The organism is Nocardiopsis sp. M1B1 (genome assembly GCF_052466615.1).
The window spans coordinates 3,008,620-3,025,942 of sequence record NZ_CP196194.1; the positions used below are offsets into that span (position 1 = coordinate 3,008,620).

At 73.8% G+C, this 17,323-nt stretch carries 17 protein-coding genes; 8 read left to right on the plus strand and 9 right to left on the minus strand.

Annotation, left to right across the window (positions count from 1 at the left end; translation table 11 throughout):
- The first annotated feature begins 173 nt into the window (after nt 1-173).
- Together ACSTA4_RS12860 and ACSTA4_RS12865 are read left to right on the plus strand one after the other, a co-directional pair.
- The gene (locus tag ACSTA4_RS12860) at nt 174-1,418 is read left to right on the plus strand and encodes an MFS transporter (RefSeq protein WP_444963727.1); all 1,245 of its coding nucleotides are present in this window, start codon (nt 174-176) and stop codon (nt 1,416-1,418) included.
- A 157-nt stretch (nt 1,419-1,575) separates the two neighbouring features.
- Entirely contained in the window at nt 1,576-2,040 is a 465-nt protein-coding gene (locus tag ACSTA4_RS12865) for a TetR/AcrR family transcriptional regulator (protein ID WP_444964164.1), read from the plus strand.
- A 61-nt stretch (nt 2,041-2,101) separates the two neighbouring features.
- On the opposite strand, the gene ACSTA4_RS12870 is transcribed toward ACSTA4_RS12865, so the two are convergent.
- Nucleotides 2,102-3,298, minus strand: a complete 1,197-nt coding sequence (locus tag ACSTA4_RS12870) for an MFS transporter (protein WP_444963728.1) — start codon at nt 3,296-3,298, stop codon at nt 2,102-2,104.
- A 127-nt stretch (nt 3,299-3,425) separates the two neighbouring features.
- On the opposite strand from ACSTA4_RS12870, the gene ACSTA4_RS12875 reads away from it, so the two are divergent.
- The 3 genes from ACSTA4_RS12875 (at nt 3,426) to ACSTA4_RS12885 (ending at nt 5,828) form a co-directional block, all read left to right on the plus strand.
- On the plus strand, nt 3,426-4,319 hold the full coding sequence (locus tag ACSTA4_RS12875; protein ID WP_444963729.1) for a LysR family transcriptional regulator: 894 nt from the start codon (nt 3,426-3,428) through the stop codon (nt 4,317-4,319).
- Nucleotides 4,320-4,455: 136 nt separating this feature from the next.
- Nucleotides 4,456-4,830 (plus strand): DUF427 domain-containing protein, encoded by a 375-nt coding sequence (locus tag ACSTA4_RS12880; RefSeq protein ID WP_444963730.1) that lies wholly within the window; start codon nt 4,456-4,458, stop codon nt 4,828-4,830.
- A 269-nt stretch (nt 4,831-5,099) separates the two neighbouring features.
- Nucleotides 5,100-5,828, plus strand: a complete 729-nt coding sequence (locus ACSTA4_RS12885) for a hypothetical protein (RefSeq protein WP_444963731.1) — start codon at nt 5,100-5,102, stop codon at nt 5,826-5,828.
- 12 nt (nt 5,829-5,840) lie between these two features.
- Here ACSTA4_RS12885 and ACSTA4_RS12890 read toward each other — a convergent pair whose 3' ends face one another.
- Both ACSTA4_RS12890 and ACSTA4_RS12895 read right to left on the minus strand, forming a co-directional pair.
- Nucleotides 5,841-6,305: a hypothetical protein gene (locus ACSTA4_RS12890; RefSeq protein ID WP_444963732.1), complete on the minus strand. Its 465-nt coding sequence runs from the start codon at nt 6,303-6,305 to the stop codon at nt 5,841-5,843.
- Nucleotides 6,306-6,428: 123 nt separating this feature from the next.
- The gene (locus ACSTA4_RS12895; RefSeq protein WP_444963733.1) at nt 6,429-6,893 is read right to left on the minus strand and encodes a hypothetical protein; all 465 of its coding nucleotides are present in this window, start codon (nt 6,891-6,893) and stop codon (nt 6,429-6,431) included.
- Between the two features lie 257 nt (nt 6,894-7,150).
- On the opposite strand from ACSTA4_RS12895, the gene ACSTA4_RS12900 reads away from it, so the two are divergent.
- Genes ACSTA4_RS12900 through ACSTA4_RS12910 form a run of 3 tightly spaced genes read left to right on the plus strand, consistent with a single transcriptional unit; the run spans nt 7,151 to nt 10,257 of the window.
- Entirely contained in the window at nt 7,151-7,828 is a 678-nt protein-coding gene (locus ACSTA4_RS12900) for a TetR/AcrR family transcriptional regulator (protein WP_378771713.1), read from the plus strand.
- A gap of 9 nt (nt 7,829-7,837) precedes the next feature.
- Nucleotides 7,838-8,692: an ABC transporter ATP-binding protein gene (locus ACSTA4_RS12905; protein ID WP_444963734.1), complete on the plus strand. Its 855-nt coding sequence runs from the start codon at nt 7,838-7,840 to the stop codon at nt 8,690-8,692.
- On the plus strand, nt 8,689-10,257 hold the full coding sequence (locus ACSTA4_RS12910; RefSeq protein WP_444963735.1) for a fluoroquinolone export ABC transporter permease subunit: 1,569 nt from the start codon (nt 8,689-8,691) through the stop codon (nt 10,255-10,257). Before ACSTA4_RS12905 ends, ACSTA4_RS12910 begins: the two co-directional genes overlap by 4 nt.
- A gap of 115 nt (nt 10,258-10,372) precedes the next feature.
- Here ACSTA4_RS12910 and ACSTA4_RS12915 read toward each other — a convergent pair whose 3' ends face one another.
- From ACSTA4_RS12915 to ACSTA4_RS12940, 6 genes are all read right to left on the minus strand, one after another.
- Entirely contained in the window at nt 10,373-12,007 is a 1,635-nt protein-coding gene (locus ACSTA4_RS12915) for an antibiotic ABC transporter (protein ID WP_444963736.1), read from the minus strand.
- Nucleotides 12,004-12,921 (minus strand): ABC transporter ATP-binding protein, encoded by a 918-nt coding sequence (locus tag ACSTA4_RS12920; RefSeq protein ID WP_444963737.1) that lies wholly within the window; start codon nt 12,919-12,921, stop codon nt 12,004-12,006. Before ACSTA4_RS12920 ends, ACSTA4_RS12915 begins: the two co-directional genes overlap by 4 nt.
- Nucleotides 12,918-13,577 carry a TetR/AcrR family transcriptional regulator gene (locus ACSTA4_RS12925; protein ID WP_444963738.1) on the minus strand — a complete coding sequence of 220 codons (660 nt, stop codon included), beginning with the start codon at nt 13,575-13,577 and terminating at the stop codon, nt 12,918-12,920. Before ACSTA4_RS12925 ends, ACSTA4_RS12920 begins: the two co-directional genes overlap by 4 nt.
- A 495-nt stretch (nt 13,578-14,072) precedes the next feature.
- Nucleotides 14,073-14,831, minus strand: a complete 759-nt coding sequence (gene pepE / locus ACSTA4_RS12930) for a dipeptidase PepE (RefSeq protein ID WP_444963739.1) — start codon at nt 14,829-14,831, stop codon at nt 14,073-14,075.
- 9 nt (nt 14,832-14,840) lie between these two features.
- Nucleotides 14,841-15,692: an IclR family transcriptional regulator gene (locus ACSTA4_RS12935; protein WP_444963740.1), complete on the minus strand. Its 852-nt coding sequence runs from the start codon at nt 15,690-15,692 to the stop codon at nt 14,841-14,843.
- A gap of 454 nt (nt 15,693-16,146) precedes the next feature.
- Nucleotides 16,147-17,316, minus strand: coding sequence for an RNA-guided endonuclease InsQ/TnpB family protein (locus ACSTA4_RS12940; RefSeq protein WP_444963741.1), 1,170 nt, complete (start codon nt 17,314-17,316; stop codon nt 16,147-16,149).
- Between the last annotated feature and the right edge of the window lie 7 nt (nt 17,317-17,323).

Consider the following 17,323-nt stretch of genomic DNA (forward strand, 5'->3'; position numbering starts at 1 on the left):
GCGGCTCTCCAGGGCGGAGCCGAACAGTCACGCAGTGGTGCGCGGCCATGTGTCGTGCGCCACTCCGGCTTGCGCACGCGCGGCGTCGGGTAGAAAGTGGGACGGGCGTCCCAGTTTTTTTGACGGGGCGCTCCCCGACCACGAACCCCGTACACGCGGAAGGACCCCCCGCCATGCCCAACCCGTACGCGCAGATCTTCGCGGTGCGTGGAGCCAAGGGCTTCACCGCCGCAGGGCTCATCGGGCGCATGCCCGTGGCCATGACCAACATCGGCATCATCACGATGCTCTCCACCACCCACGGCAGCTACGCCCTGGCGGGCGCGGTGGCCGCCACCTTCACCCTGTCCATGGCGCTGATCACCCCGCAGGTCTCGCGCCTGGCCGACCGCCACGGCCAGCGACGCGTCCTGCCGCCCGCCGCCGCCGTCAGCGTCGCGTCCCTGCTCCTGATGCTGCTGTGCGTGCGGTTCGACGCGCCGTACTGGGCCCTCTTCGCGTTCGCTGTCCCCGCCGGGACCATGCCGAACATGTCCGCGATGTCCCGCGCGCGCTGGACCGAGCTGCTGCGCGGCTCGCCCCGGCTGCACACCGCCTACTCCTTCGAGTCCGTGGCCGACGAACTCACCTTCATCACCGGCCCGGCGCTGTCGGTGGTGCTGAGCACCATGGCCTTCGCGCAGGCGGGTCCGCTGGCCGCCGCCGCCTTCCTGGCCCTGGGCGTCACCCTGTTCGTGGCCCAGCGCGGCACGGAGCCGCCGCTCCAGACCTCCGAGGCGCGGGGGGCCAGGGGCGCGACCGTGCTCAGCGGCTCCCTCCTGGTCCTGGTCCTGACCCTGCTCGCGGGAGGCGTGATCGTCGGCGCGGTCGACGTGGTCGCGGTGGCCTTCGCCGAGTCGCTCGGCGTGACCAGCGCCACCGGCGTCGTGCTGTCGGCCTACGCGCTCGGGTCGGCGATCTCCGGACTGACCTTCGGGGTGCTGAACCTGCCCTGGCGGCTCCACACGATGCTGATCGTGGCCGTGGCCGGCACGTTCGCGACCACCCTTCCCTTCCTGGTGGTCGGTAGCATCTGGACCCTGTCCGTGGCCGTGTTCCTCGCGGGGATCTTCTTCGCCCCCACGATGATCCTGGTGATGACGCTGATCGAGCGGACCGTCCCGCCGTCCAAGCTGACGGAGGGCATGACCTGGGCCCTGACCGGCCTGACCATCGGTACCGCGATCGGCACCTTCTCCTCGGGTCTGGCGGTGGAGGAGAGCGGCACCACGGGCGGCTTCCTCGTCGCGGTCGCGGCCGGCGCCCTCGCCCTGGTCCTGGCCCTGGTGTTCGCCCCCCTCCTGGCCCGAACCCAGGCGAGGGTCGAGCTGGCGCAGGAGGAACAGACCGAGGAGGGGGCGGCCGGGGCCGCTGGGTGAGCGCGCTCCGGAGCCCGCGCCGACCTCCGCCCCGCGGCACCACCCCACCCGAACCGGAGGAGAAGCGTTGAAGCAGTCGGACGGACGCCGCCTGAAGGGCGAGCAGCGCCGCCAGGCCCTGATCGAGGCCACCCTGCGCGTGATCGAACGCGACGGGGTGGCCGGGGTCAGCCACCGCACGGTCTCCCAGGAGGCGGGGGTGCCCACCTCCGCCACCACCTACTACTTCACGGGCCTGGGCGACCTGCTGACCGCGGCCCTGACCAGTGTGATGGACGAGGACTCCGAGCGGATGCGCCGCATGTCCTCGGGGGGCGACCGCCGACGCGACCTGGCCGAGCTGTTGGCCAAGGTCGCCTCCGACCCGGGCCGCCTGCTGGCCGAGTACGAACTGTTCCTGCTCGCCGCTCGCCAGCCCCACCTGCGCGGGGCCACGGACCGCTGGCTGGCCGCGGTCTCGGCCTTCGCGCGGTGCTACACCGACGACCCCGTGCGGGTGCGCAACGTGGCGGCGGTCATCGACGGCATTCTCCTGCACACCCTGCTCAGCGACCACAAACCCGACGCCGACGAGTTCGCGGCCCTGCTGGAGGACGTCCTTCCACGCGCGCCCCGGACCTGAGGCGGGCCGTCCGCAGAGTCCCCCTCCTCTGTGGTGCGGGGCGCGCCCCGGAAGGAGGGGCTCAGGCCGTCCGGGCGGGCGCGCGGCCCAGGAGGGCCGTGGCGAGCGCGCCCAGGGCCAGCGCGGCGGCCAGCCACAGGAGCGCGGTGCCGCCCGCGCCGTCCAGGACCGGGCCGCCCACCAGCGCGCCCAGCGCGATGCTGCCGTTGAACACGCCGACGAACAGCGACGAGACGGCCTCTCGCTCCTCGGGGGCCGCGCGCATCATCCAGGTCTGGGCGCTGACGGACACCCCGCCGTAGGCCAGACCCCACACGACCATGAGCACCCCCGCCCCCAGGACCGTGACGCCGATCCAGGGGAGGAGGAACACCGATCCGCCCAGGGCAGCGCTGAGCACCACGAGGGTGGCGCGCGGGGCCCGGACGGCGCGCGGGCCGGAGGCGAAGTTGCCGACGACACCGGCCAGGCCGTAGACCAGCAGCATCGTGCCGATCAGACCCGCGCTGACCCCCGCCGTCGTCTCCAGGACGGGGCGGACGTAGGTGTAGGCGGCGAAGTGGCCGGTCACCAGGAGCACCGCGAGGAGCAGGCCGGTGACCACCCTGGGGTTGCGCAGCAGGCCGGTCACGCCGCTCAGGCGGGCCGCCCGCTCGGAGGGCAGGCGCGGCAGCAGCACGACCATGGCGACCGCGACGGACAGGGCCAGCACCGCGAAGGCCGCGAAGGCGGCGCGCCAGTCGGTCAGGGCCCCGATGTAGGCGCCCACCGGCACGCCGAACACCGAGGCGACGGCGATCCCGCTGAAGACGGCGGCGGTCGCCGACCCCACCGACCGCTCGGGCACCAGCCGGGGCGCGAGCCCCGCCGCCAGCGCCCAGACACCGCCCATGCCCAGGCCGACGAGCACGCGTGCCGTGACCATGACCGCGAAGTTCGGCGCCCACGCCGACAGCAGGTTGGCGGCGGCGAGCAGGAGCATGAGAGCCACGAGGACGGCCTTGCGGTCGGCGCGGCCGACGAGGGTCGGGACGAAGGGCGCGGTGGCCGCCGCCACCAGGCCGGTGACGGTCAGGGTCAGCCCGGCGGTGCCCTCCGTGACCTCCAGGGAGGCGCCCATGGGGGTCAGCAGTCCGACGGGCAGCATTTCCGTGGTGACGACGGTGAAGGTGCCGAGGGCCACCGCGACGACGGCGGACCATCCCCGGACGGGGGAGGGCACGGGCGGAGAGGCCTGGGGAGACGAGGTCGTGGACATGCCCCGAGTCAAGTGCCCTCCCGGTCGCCGAACAACGGCGAATCCCTCATACTTCGATCAGCTGGGCTCATCGATCCCGGAGTCCGCGGCCGCGGCGCCCGGGCACCGACGCCGGAAGGGTACGGCCGTGGCGCGTGAGATCGACTTCCACGAGATCGAGTGCTTCCTGGTACTGGCCGAGGAACTCCACTTCGGCCGTACCGGTGAACGCCTCCGCGTCTCCCAGAGCCGGGTCAGCCAGCTGATCCGCTCGCTGGAGGGCCGGGTCGGCGCGCGCCTGGTGGAGCGCACCAGCCGCCGCGTACGGCTGAGCGAGTTCGGCGCCGACTTCCTGGAGTCCCTGCGCCCGTCCTACGGTGCGCTGGTCGGCGTGTTCGAGGACGCCCGCTCCCGGGCCCGCTCCACGGTCGAACGCGTGCGCATCGGGTTCCAGGGGGCCGTCTACGAGCCGCTGGCGCGGGCGCTCACCGTGTTCGAGCGGCGCAACCCGCTGGTGGCGGTCGACCTGGTGGAGATCCCGCTGGCCGACCCCTTCGGCGCGGTGCGGGAGGGCGGGGTGGACGCGGCCGTGGTCCTGACCCCCGTGCGCGAACCGGACCTGACCCTGGGCCTGACCTTCTCCCGGCAGCCGCAGACCCTGGCCCTGTCCAGCGCCCACCCGTTCGCCGGGCGGGACGAGATCGGCGCGGAGGAGCTGGCCGGTGTGCGGCTGGTCCCGCTGGCCGGAGGGGCGCCCGCATACTGGCGGCACGTCAACTCGCCCCGCGTGACCCCGGGCGGGGCGCGCATCCCCCAGGAGGGAGGGGCGGCCACGCTCCAGGAGGGGTTGTCGCTGGTCGCGGCGGGCAGGGGCGCCCTGCTGGTGTGCGGAGCCGCCGCCGAGTACAACCGGCGGCCGGACGTGACCTATGTGCCGGTCACCGGGCTGGCCGCGTCGGAGCTGGGGCTGGTCTGGCGGACCGCGGCCCGGGGCTCGCGGCTGGCGGCCTTCGCCGCCGTGCTTGCCGAGACGGTCGCCTGACCGCGGGGACGGATGATCGCCCGGCCCGGGGACGAACGCCTTCGCGGTGTCCGGGGTCTCCGGGGCAGGGGCGTGTCACCGTCCCACGAATTCCCGTGCGGGCGAAGTAGCCTCGGCGGTGAGAGGGAGGACCACCATGACAGGACAGGGCAGGACACCCGGACCCGACCACCCCATCACCGTCGAACCCGCCGGCGCGCGCGTCGTCGCGCGGGTGGGGGACCGGGTCGTCGCCGACACCGAGGACGCGCTGACCCTGCGGGAGTCCGTCTACCCGCCGGTTCAGTACGTTCCGCTCGCCGACGTGGACCCCGCGGTGCTGCGGCCGAGCGCGACCACGACCCACTGCCCCTACAAGGGCACCGCGACCTACCGCACGCTCGCGGTCGGGGAGGGCGAGGAGCTGGTGGACGCGGTGTGGGCGTACGAGGAGCCCTACCCGGCGGTCGCGGAGATCGCCGGGTACGTCGCCTTCCAGCCGGACAGGGTTCGGGTCACCGTCGATTCCTGAGCGGTCGCGCGGCGGGCGTTCCCACCGGGGAGTGTCCGCCGCGCGTCGAACAACCCGGCTCCCGTGCTCATCGCCCGCGTCACCGGAGCCCGCACGCCCATCAGGACCATCGTCGCGTCGGTGGCGAAACGCACCGCGATCGTGCCGACGACACCGCCGCGCTCGCAGGCGTCTGTCCGGTGCCGAACGCTCCCCACGCCGCCACGGACGGCCTTGGGCGCCTCCCACGGGACGCGATCGTTGGACGGGCAGGCGTCATACTGGCTGGCGTGAGTCATGATGCCGTTCCGACCCCCGTCCGGATTCCGGGGTACCACTCGGAGAACCCCCTCAACCGGCGCCCGGAACTCCTGGATGAGAGGCTGTTCTGGCTGGTGCACCTCTACGACGGTGCCCAGGGCGAGGTCGGAAGGCAGCTGTTCGGTCCGGACCACGCGTGGGACGACTACGTACGCTTCCAACGCAGGGTGTGGCGCCGAGACGCCCTGCCGACCTTCACCCTCCCGCTCGCCACCGGCCACTGCCTCTACGTCGTCTACAGCATCAGCGACGGCGATGCGGGCGTCGTCTACCTCCTGCACCATCCGGACTGGGACGAAGCCGATGTCATCGCCGTCCACGCCGGGGAGGGCATGGTGCCCGGTCTGTCCTGGCCGGAACTGCTCGCCGCCGCGGACAACGGTCCGTCCGGGACAGGGAGCATCGATTCCCACGCCCGTCTGCTGCTTCTCCTGCCCGCCTGCGCGGACGGTTCCGCGCCGGGCGGCGCGGTCCGCCGGTTGGCGGCGGCGCTGCGCGCACGTGTGGGAGTCGAGGCCCCGGAGGTGCTCGCCTCCGCCATCGTGGAGCGCTGGTCGGCGTCCGGTCCGGTGCGCTGGAGGACGACCGGTGCCGGGGTCCGGGTCAACGACGGAACGTACTCCTTCCGCAACCCCGACACCTTCTCCGCCCTGACGGGGGCGAGCCTCGTCCGTGTGTCCGCCGCACTCGCCCCGTGAGGCGGATTCGGCTCAGCCCTGTCGCGGGGCCGTGTTGACGCAGTACACGTGCGCGTTCAGGTCCGGCTCGTGTTCGAGGAGGTGGTCGACGGTGTTCCAGAACAGCGGCAGCCACGGGTGCGGCAGGGCCTCCTCCCGGTCGAGCCGGTCACCGTAGAAGGGGTTTCCCTCGTGGAACCGGGCGGCCTGGACGAGCGAGCACGCGGGAGCGGGGGAGCCCTCCACCGGGCCGACCCGGCAGCCGAAGGTCGTCCGGTGAGGGCCGGGCTCCGAGGGATCGCCGGGTGCCCAGGCGTCGTCCATGACGAGGTCGACGTAGGCCTCGTGCACGCCGCCGTGGTGGTAGAGGTGGGCGTAGTAGATCGCGAACAAGCCGTGCTCGCTGTCGAGGGAACCGCGGATCCGCAGGTGCTCGGAGCCGCAGTGGTCACAGGTGAAGGGGGTGACACGGCGGTCCGGGTCGATGCTCAGTCGCATTCCCGGATTGTCCCACCGGGTACCGACTCCCACTGCCTTGACGGCGGTCCGCCGCAGGCGGCCCCGGGCGAGCCGTTGGTTCAGGAGCGGTCGAACCAGCGGCTGCCTGGACGGTGCGGACGTTCAGTGCCGCTGCTCCCAGGTTCCGGCTTCGGTCAGGGCCGTCGTGACCACGGCGACGTCCATGGTGACCACGGCCATCTCCCAGACCTGTGCGCCCGCGCGGAAGCGGATGACGCGTACGTCGCCCAGCACGGCCTCCCGGAAGGAGGTGGGCTCCCGTACGCCGAGCACCTCGGTGGGACCGGGCACCGGAACGGGGCCCGCGTAGGTGCGCAACGGCCGCCACCTGCGCCAGGTGAGGCGTTCGGCCGCGGCGAAGTGCATGACGAGAACGCCCTGCCGGAGGGAACGCCCGTACCGCAGGTGGGCCACGGAGTGCAGCGGGAGGCCTTGGCGCAGGTCGTGGAGGTCCTGCCTGGCGACTTCGGGGTTGCCGCCCATGAGCCCCCACCACCACTGGCGAGGGTCTCGGACGACGTCGGGGATGCTCCTGGTGCCCGCGGTGTTGCGGGAGGCGAGGGCCATGTGGGGGCTTTCTGGGACCGGTCCTGGTGTCGCACCCTCTGACGGAGGGGACGGCGTACGGGTTCCCCGCCCCGGAGATCGTCTCCGGCGGGTGCGGCCCGTGAGCGCGTCACAGGCCCGGGTGTCCGGGAGGAGGCCGGGCTCCGGTCAGCCTCTCAGGTGCCTCCACGGGCTCCGGGCCCTCGCGGAAGGGATCGGCGAACTTGTGTTAGCGAGTAACATCTCTTGTGTCGGAACCGGTCGGGGGAGGGGCGGACGTGGACCAGCGCACGCGCCGCAGGCAGCGCAACAGGGCCGCCATCCAGGAGGCCGCCCTGCGCCTGTTCGAGCGGCAGGGCTACGAGGCGACCACGGTCGCCCAGATCGCCCGTGAGGCGGGCGTCTCGCACATGACGTTCTTCCGCTGCTTCCCCTCCAAGGAGGACGTGGTCCTGCGGGACGAGTACGACCCGATGCTGGAGGAGCTGGTCCGCGAGCAGCCCGACACGCTCCCGGCCGTCGAGCGGATCCACCGGGCCACCCTGGTCGGACTCGGCCGGGTCTACGAGGACAACCGGGAGGCGCTGCTGGCCCGGGCCCGCCTCCTGCTGTCCATCCCGGCCCTGCGCTCGCGTATCGGCGAGAACCTGGCCTCGGCGAGCACCGCCTTCGAACGCGGTCTGGCCCCGGCCCGGAATGAGGCCTTCGATCCGAATCCGCCTGGAAGCGACGCCCCCGCTCCGGATCCGTCTGGAAGCGCAACCCCCGGCCTGTCTCCGCCCGGAACCGAACCCCCCGACCTGGAGACCAGGGCCGTCGCCGCCGCCTGTTCGGCGGCGCTGTCCGAGGCCGTCGTCGCCTGGGTCGACTCGGACGGGCAGGACGAACTGCCCGCGCTCGTCGACCGGGTCTTCCTCGCCCTGCGCGCCGCCCCACCCTCCCACCACCGATCCTGAGGACCCCCCATGACCGACCAGGTCATCACCGTCGAGGACCTCATGGTCCGCTACCCGAACGCCGACCGGCCCGCGGTCGCGGGGATGAGCTTCTCCGTGGCCCGCGGCGAGGTCTTCGGCTTCCTCGGACCCAGCGGCGCCGGGAAGTCCACCACCCAGAAGGTGCTCACCCGGCTGCTGCGCCGTTACGAGGGCGAGGTGCGCGTCCTCGGCCGGCCCCTGCGCGACCGGGGCGCGGACTACTTCGAGCGCGTGGGCGTGGGCTTCGAGCTCCCGGCCGGGTTCGGCAAGCTCACCGCCCGCGAGAACCTCGCCGCCTTCGCCTCCCTCTACCGCGGTCCCGTCGAGGACCCCGGCGAACTCCTGGCCCGGGTGGACCTGGCCGACGCGGCCGACCGCAGGGTCGACGACCTGTCCAAGGGCATGCGCATGCGGCTCAACCTGGCCCGGGCGCTGGTCAACAGACCCGAACTCCTCTTCCTGGACGAGCCCACCTCGGGCCAGGACCCGGTGCGCTCCGCCCTGCTGCGGGAGGTCGTCCGGGAGGCGGCCGACCGGGGGTGCACGGTCTTCCTCACCACGCACGACATGGTCACCGCCGACCTGCTGTGCGACCGGGTCGCCTTCGTGGCCGGTGGGCGCATCGCCGCCGTGGACACACCGCGCGGCTTCAAGCTCCGCTACGGCCGCCCCGGTCTCGTGGCCCGGGTGCGCGGGCGGGCCGCCCGGGAGATGCCGATGGAGGCCCTGGCCGAGGACGCCGAACTCCTGGAGCTGCTGAGGCGGGGCGAGGTGGAGACGCTGCACACCCGCGAGGCCTCGCTGGACGAGGTCTTCGCGACGGTCACCCGGGAGAAGCTGTGAACCGCCTGCTCGCGGCCGCCGCACTGGAATCGCGGGTCGCACTGCGCTACGGCGTCGTACCCGTGGCCGCTGCCCTCGGCGCCGTGTGGACCCTGGTCCTGCTCGCGGTCCCCGCCGAGGCGGCCGGGACGGTGGCGGCCTACCTGCTCTTCCTCGACACGGCGGGCTTCGGCGCGCTCTTCGCCGCGGCCCTGCTGCTCTTCGAACGCACCGAGGGAACACGTTCGGCGCTGACCGTGACCCCGCTGCGCGCGGGGGAGGGGGTGGCGGCCCGACTCGCGGTGCTCACCGCGCTGACGCTGCTCATCGCCGTGCCGATGCTCGCGGCGGCGCTGCGGGGCCGCTTCACCGACCTCGCGCAGGCCCTGCCGCCGGTCCTGGGCGGGGTGGCGCTCACCTGTCTGCTGCTGCTCACCGTGTGCCTGGCGGTGGGCGCCCGCTCCCGGGACCTGTCGGGCTTCCTCCTGGCGGCCCCGCTCACCGTCGCGCCGCTGGTCCTGGTCCCCCTCGTACACGTCAGCGGAATCCTGGAGCACCCGCTCCTGTACGCGGTGCCGACCACCGCGGGCGCCGACCTCATCCGCCTGGGGGCCGCGCCCGGATCCCCCGACGCGTCCCCAGCGGCCCTGGTCGCGGGCACCGTCTACGCCGTGGCGTGGGCGGCGACCGGGGTGGTCGCCGCCTCCCGCGCGGTCGGGCGCGGAGCGGCTCCCGCTCCCCGGAGGCACGCGAACGGCAGGGGCGCGGGCGGGCCCGCCCGGCCGGTCACCGGGCCTGTCCACCCGCGCCCCGGGCCCGCCCGGCCGGTCAGCGGGCGCGGCGGCCTCCCGGTGATCGTGCGCTTCGCCCGCGTCGACCTCTTCGGCACCGGGCGCGACCCCCTGCTGCTGCTCATGCTCGGCGCCCCGGTCCTGCTGGCGCTGGTCATCCGCTTCGCCTTCCCGGCGGCCTCGGAGTTCGTCCTCGGCTCCTACGGGTTCGACCTCGCGCCGCACACCCCCGTGGTCCTGGCGGCGCTGGTCCTGCTGCACGTGCCCATGATGTTCGGGGTGGTCGGCGGCCTGCGCGCCGTCGAGGACTCCGACGAGAACGTCCTGCTGGTGCTGCGCGCCTCGCCGGTGTCCGTGCCCGCCTACCTCGGCTACCGGACGGTCCTGGTCACCGTCCTGTCCCTGGCCGGGCTCGCCGCGGCCCTGCCCCTGAGCGGGCTCATGACCTCAGGGTGGACCGCGCCGGTCGCGGTCGCCCTCGTGCTCGCTGCTCTCCAGGCGCCGCTGCTGACGGCGTCGATGACCGCGCTGTCGGCCAACAAGGTGGAGGCCCTGGTCGTGGTCAAGGGGATCGGCGCGCTCCTGGTCCTGACCCCCGTGGCGGCCTGGGTCCTACCCGCGCCCTGGAACCTCCTGCTGCTGCCGCTCCCGCCGTCCTGGCCCGCCCTGGCCCTGCCCGGTTACGACGCCGGACCGCTGGGGCCCTGGCTGTGCCTGGCGGGCGGGGTCCTGGTCTCGGCCGCCGCGCTGGCGCTCCTGCTGCGGCGCACCGTGCGGCGGATCGAGGGCGCGTAGGCCGACGCGCGGGGGAGGCGTCCCCGGCCCCGCGGTGAGGCCGCGGACCGGGGCCACCGGGACCTCCCGTGGCGCAGGGAAGCCCCGGAGGCGGACGAGCGGTCACCCGTGGCGTTCAGGCGGGCAGGTCGCGGCGGCGCAGCGCCCACAGCCCGACGGCCGTGAGCACCGCGGCCAGTGCCGCCAGCAGCGGGTAGGAGGCCCAGGTCCCCCGGTAGTACGGGTTGACGTGGGCGAAGGGCGAGACCAGCGTGAACACCGCGTCCGGCACCAGGTTCACCTTGACGGCGATCTCGGTCAGTATCCCGAGGGCCAGGAACCCCCAGCCCACCGCCGCGCACGCGCGCGGAACCGTCCCGTAGGCCAGGAGGGTGACGGCCACGACCACCCACACCGCCGGGGCCAGGGACAACGTCAGCGCGGTGAAGCGCCCGACGTCGAACCAGACCCGCTCACCGCCCAGACCCGCGCCCAGGCCCACCGCGACGCCCAGGGCGGCCAGCAGGACCACGGGGGCGGTGAAGGCCGCCGCGGCGTGCGCCAGAGCCCAGGCCGTCCGTCCGGTCGGCCCCGCGAGCAGCAGTTCCCCCGTCCCGGCGTTCTCCTCGGCGCGCACGCGCAGGGCCGTGAGCACGGCGTGGGCCGCCACGGGGAACACGAAGGCGAAGACGACGTAGACGAAGAAGGTGTCGGCGGGCGCCACACCGAGTTCGGCGGCCATCGCGCGTACCCACGGCATGTCGGCGTACTCGGCCATGGCCTGCGCGCCGGTGCGGCCCATCGCCAGTCCCATGACCGCGAGGGCGGCCGCCCACATCAGCACGGAGTTGCGGTGCAGCCGCCACACCAGGGCGGGCACCGAGCGCAGCCAACCGGCCGCCCGCACGGGGCCGCCCCGCCGGGAGAACAGGGCGCGACCCAGGTCACGCCGTTCCACCAGGGCGAAAGCGGCCCCGACGGTCAGCGCGATCCAGGCCAGGACCGGGAGCAGGGCCCACCACCGCTCGTCTGCGAAGGGGCGCACGTTCTCCAGCCACCCGTTGGGCACCGCCCAGGTCAGCCACCGGGCGTCCCCGCCCGCCGCGGCGCCCGTGCCGCGCACCATGTGCATGACGTAGAACGCGCCCAGGGCCAGCCCCGCCGCGGCCCCCGGGCGGGTGGTGCACTGCACCGCGACGGCGGCCAGGCCCGCGCCCACCCCCGCCGCGGCGGCGGTGACCAGGGCCAGCGCCACCGAACCCGCCACGGGCAGCCCCAGGGCGAGCAGACCCGCGGCGACGACGGCCGCCAGCACGACCGCCGAGCCCAGCGCCACGGTCAGCGCGGATGCCAGGCCCGCGTGCCGGCCCAGCGGCGCGCCCCCGAGCAGTTCGCTCCGGCCCGAGGCCTCCTCGGTACGGGTACCGCGCACCACCAGCAGCACCGCGCCCAGCGCGGCGCACATGGTGGCGGCGGCGAACGCCTGCTGGGCCACCAGGGCCTCGGCGCTCGCGGCGAAGGCCCGGCCCTGGAACAGGGCGAACATGGGCAGACTCTGGAGCTGCTCCCACCGCTCCTGGCGCGCTTCGGGGGTGGGGTAGGTGGCGTCGGCCGCGGCCGCGCCCCCCAACACGATTCCGGCCGTGACGGTCAGCCACACGGCGACCAGGACCCGGTCGCGGCGCAGTGACAGCCGCACCAGGTGCCGCGTCCCGGCCGGTGGCGGGCGGAAGGCCGCGCGGACGGGCCGTGCCGCGGCGGGCGCGCTCATCGGACCCGCTCCGTGTCCTCGCCGCCGCGGTCGGCCGCGGTGTAGTGGCGAAGGAACAGCTCCTCCAGTGTGGGCGGCCGCACGGTCAGGTCGCGCACCCCCAGCCCGGCCAGGAGCGAGCACAGCGCCTCCAGGGCCGACGGCTCGGCGTGCAGGCGTACGCGCGGGCCCTCCACCGCCAGGTCGTGCACACCGGGCAGGGCGGTGAGCCCGTCGGGGGACCCGGTGAGTTCGGCGGTCACGGTCAGGCGGGACAGGTGGCGCAGTTCGGCCAGGGTCCCGCTCTCCACCGTGCGTCCGGTCCGGATGATGCTGACCCGGTCGCAGAGCGCCTCCACCTCGGACAGGATGTGGCTGGAGAGCAGCACGGTGCGTCCCCGGGCTTTCTCCTCGGCGACGGTGCGGCGGAAGACCTCCTCCATGAGCGGGTCCAAGCCCGAGGTGGGCTCGTCCATGACCAGGAGTTCGGTGTCGGCGGCCAGCGCGGCCACCAGCGCCACCTTCTGCCGGTTGCCCTTGGAGTAGGCGCGGCCCCGGGTGCGCAGGTCCAGCGCGAAGCGGTCCACGAGTGCGGCGCGGCGCCGCGGGTCGGCCCCGCCGCGCACGCGGCCGAGCAGGTCCAGGATCTCCCCGCCGGAGAGGCCCGGCCACAGGGCGACGTCGCCCGGGACGTAGGCCAGTCGGCGGTGCAGGGCGGCGGCGTCCCGCCAGGGGTCGCCGTCGAGCAGGCGCGCGGTACCGGAGTCGGCCCGGGCCAGGCCGAGCAGGACGCGGATCGCCGTCGTCTTGCCCGCGCCGTTGGGACCGAGGAAACCGTGCACCTCACCGGTTCGTACGCGCAGGTCCAGTCCGTCCAGGGCCCTGGTGGACCCGAAGTGTTTGGTCAGGCCCGCGACGTGGATCGCGTCCGTCATGGTTCTTCTCCCGGGGGGTCGGGGTGGGGGAGGGCGTCGGTGATCCGCCGCCCCTGCTCGTCGGCGAAGAAGTCGGCCATCGCGGTGTAGACCCCGGCCATGGCCGCTCCGACGCGCGGAGCGTGGGCGGGGTCGAGAGAGTCGGCCGCCATGCGGCGGGACAGGTGGGCGTGCAGGACCAGCGTGCCCAGGTGCATGGCGCCCATGACCGCGGCGGTGTCCCGTGTGACCCGCGCTCCCGGCGGATAGCGGTCGGGCCAGCGCTCGCTGAGGAAGCGCTCGGCGAAGTCGGCGCCGGTGTCGAAGAACTCCGAGGCCGAGGCGGACCCCTCCACCAGGGCGCGGGCGAGGTAACGGGTGCTGGTGTGGCTGGCCTGGTACATCGCCGCCCCGAACCCGGGGGCGGACGCCTCCTCGCCCAGACTGCCGCGGGCCTGTTCGAGCAGGGTGCCGATGGCGTAAGCGTCGCAGGCCGCGCGCAGGCCCTCCTTGGAGCCGAAGTGGTGGCGGATCAGGCCGGTGGACACTTCCGCCTCGGCGGCGATGGCCTGGACGGTCGCGCCCTTGACCCCGCGGTCGGCGAAGACCGCCAGGGCGGCGTCGCGGATGCGCGCCCGTCCGGTGAGGTCCTCGTTGGGCGGTGGTGTGGAGCTCATACGGCCAGACTACACGTCCGTGTAGCGAACTACACGTCCGTGTAGCACTTTTTGCCCAGGGCCGACCGGTCGACGTGAAGGCGGGTGGCTCCCGTGCTCCGTGGGGCGGCGGTGTTTCCTGACCGGACGGTCACGCGCGGGGCGAGGCCGGACTCCGGCCGAGGGGATTCCCGGCCGGACGACCGCGCGCGTGGCGGCGAGGGCCGGGCCTGGAACGGCGAGGGGTGTGCACGGGAGGCGGAGCCGGTCCCGGGGAGTGAGGGGGCGTGAGGGGCGCGCACGGGATGGTGGAGACCAGGACCGAGGCGGCGAGGGGCGGGCCCGGGCCGGGGACCGCACGCGGGACGGCGGTCTGCGGCGCGGTCACCAACGGCGCGCTGAGGGAGGTGGGGGCCGCGCGCGTGGCGGCGAGGGCCGGGGCGTAGGGGGACGCCATCGCCGGATCCCCGTCCCGGCCCGCCGGACACAGCGCGGGGCCCCGCCCCAGCGACGTCCCTAGACCGGCTGGTCGAAGCGGGGCGTGCGCGCGAACAGGTCGGTCACCTCGCCCGACACCTCGAAGGGGGCCGTGCCGCGCCGGAAGACGATCGCCGGGCCCGGGGCGTCCGGCTGCACGGCGGTGCCGCCCACGGTCGCGCGGACCACGTCCGACCCCGTGCCCCGCACGCGCAGGTGCGTCCCCTCGCGCAGGCCGAGGACGTCCACGTCGTTGGCCTCCAGGAACTCCGTCAGCCGGGTCTCCCGGGTCTCGCCCTGGTGCGTGGACCGGGGGTCGGCGTCCAGGTAGTGCGGGTTGATCTGGAAGGGGACGAAGCCCAGCGCGGTGAAGGAGGGCGGCTCCACGATGGGCATGTCGTTGGTGGTGCGCAGCGTGGGAGCGGTGATGTTGGTGCCCGCGCTCGCCCCCATGTAGGGCAGCCCGGCCAGGACGCGGTCGCGCAGGTCGTCCATGAGCCCGGTGCGCTGGAGGGCGGCCACCAGGCGGAACGTGTTGCCCCCGCCCACGAAGACGGCCTGCGCCTCGTCCAGGACCCGCGCGGCCCCGGCGTCCGCCGCAACCCCCGTCACACGGATTCCGCGCGCCGCGAAGGCCTCGGCCACCCGCGCGGTGTAGGCGGCGTGGTCGCCCCCCGCGAACGGCACGAAGGCGACCGGGTCCCGGCCGTCGAGGAAGGCCTCCACCTCCTCCCACGCGTGGTCGAGGTAGTCCCGGCCGTGGTTGGTCGAGTTGGAGAAGAGCAGAAGCTCGGGCATGGTCCCCCTTCAGGGAGCGGTCGGGCGCGGGGAGGAGCGGGAGCCGTGCCCCCGCCTCCAGTTGCGCGTGGGCGGTGCCGGGCGGCGGTTGGAGAGCAGCCCGGTGAGACCGTCGGCCGCGGCGCGCAGCGGCGCCAGGTGGTCGAGCAGGTCGTCCTCGTGGTCGGAGTGCTTGTTCTCCACCAGCGTCACGGAGCCGACCGGGCGCTTGCCGCCGAACACGGGGACGGCCAGCGCGCGGGACGCGGCGTCGTACTCGCCCTGGGAGAGCGCGTAGCCCTGCTCGACGGCCTCGTCGAAGAGCTCCTCGACCTGCTGCTCGTCGAAGGGCGTGAGGTCGGAGAAGCGGGCGGAGGGGCGCCCCGCCAGCAGGGCCCTGCGCTCCGCCGGGTCCAGGAAGGCGAAGTAGGCCCGGGAGGTGGCCCCGGCGTGGGCGGGGTAGAGCTCGTCGAGGAAGGGGTGGGAGCGGCGCGGACCCTCCGAGCCGCCGACCGCGGCGATGCAGCGCACGTGCGCGCCGTCGGGGACGCAGAACAGGCAGGTGCGGCCGCTGGAGCGGGCCAGGTCGGCGAGCAGGGGCTCGGCCAGGACGGAGAGGCCGCCCGAGCGCTCCCACAGCCCGGCCATGCGCCACATGGCGGGGCCCATGCTGTAGCGGCGCGTGTCGGGGTCGGCGCGCAGGAACCCCTTGCCCGCGAGGGAGGCCAGGAGGCGCTGGGCGGTCGACTTCGACAGGCCGAACTCGTCGGCGAGTTCGAGGACGCCCCAGCTCGTGCGGTACTCGTCGAAGCTGAGGAGGACGTCGAGCGCCCGGTCGACCGTCTGGAGCGGGCCGGTGCGTTCCGTGGAACCGGTGGACATGGAAGCCCACCCTACGTCCGCCGCGGGGTCCGGGACCCTCGGCTCCGGGGATCGAAATGTGATCTTAACTCCCACATAGTGGGAAACCTTTGCCCCGGCGGGTGAACGGGAGGCAGCCTGGGCGTGACGGGCCGGGACGCGGCAGCCGCGCACCGCAGGTCTTTGGCCAGCGACACTCCGTCCTCGACGGACGTGAGCCACCCCTGAAGGACACACATGGAACCGTCGGCACCTGGTTCGTCCACCGAACCGCAGACCCCGGGAAGCGCCCGCCACCCGCGCGCGTTCGAACCCGTCGTCGTCATCGGAATCCACATGTTGACTTCCTCTCCCTCGTGAACGAGGAAGATTCCGACCGGGCCTTACCGCCCGATGGTGCTGCGCGCCTCGCGGCCGCAGCTGGTTCCTGCTTCATCGACATGGCATCCCAGAGGTCTCGGCAGGCTGGCACGGTTCACCCCGAAGGGCTAGTCCATCCGCGCATCAGAATGTTCTGGGCCGCGTTCACGTCCGCGTGTGTCCTGTGCTCGCACCTGCCGCAGCAGAAGACCGATTGGCTCTCTCGGTTCTCCGCCGCGACATATCCGCACGAGTGACAGGTCTGGGACGTGTACGCGGGATTGACCTCCACGACCCGGGTACCGGTGCGCCGGGCCGCGTTCTGACAGGCGAGCTTGAACCCGTGCCATCCCTTGGCCAGGATCGCCCGGTTCAACCCCGCCTTCTGACGCACGTTGACGCCCGGCGCCTCAACGGTGCCTCTGGCCGAGGCCGTCATACCTCGGGTGTTGAGCTTTTCCAACACCACGACCGCGTTCTTGGCACACAACGTATGGGCGACCTGCGCGGCGAAATCGGCGCGCCGAGCCCGCACCCGCCCGGTGAGCTTGCCCAGGGCGGCCCTGGTCCTGGCCCGGTTGCTCGATCCCTTGCGTTGGCGGCACAGGCGTCGGCGCAGACGGCGCTCCCGCTCGGCCTCTTTGGGGGTTTGGAAGGCGAGGTCGAGCAGGTCGCCGTTGGAGGTGGCCACCGCTACCGCCACACCCCGGTCGATGCCCACCGCGCTGTCGGGGCGCTCATGCGCCTCGGGGGTGGTTTGGCCGTCCTCGCACAACAGCGACACGTACCAGTGGGCCCCATCCCGGGAGACAGTGGCCGAGCGGACCGCGCCCCGGGGTGCGCGTGACCAGCGAAAGCGCACCCATCCCAGCTTGGGCAGCTTGATGCGTCCCCACCTGCGGCCCAGGCGTTCGATGCTCATCCGCCCACCGTCGGGGAAGCGGAAGGAGGGCCTCCACCGGTCCTTGGCGCGCCACCGCACCTTGAACGTGCCGTGGTCCTTGCAGGCCCGGTCCAGGTCACGCAGGGTCTGCTGGAGGATGTGGGAAGGGGCGGCCTGGAGCCAGGTCTCCTCGCTCTTGGCCTCGGCCAGTTCACGGGCCTGGAGGTGGTAACCGCAGTAGGGCAGGCGCTGGCCGCGCCGCCAACGGGACACGGCCTCACGGCGCTGGTCAAGGCCGGTGTTCCACACCGCCCGACAGATATCGCCATAGACCTGACACGACTCGGCCTGCTCGTCGGTGAGCGCGAGCCGGTACCGAAACCCCGTCAACACAGTGTGCACACCTCCC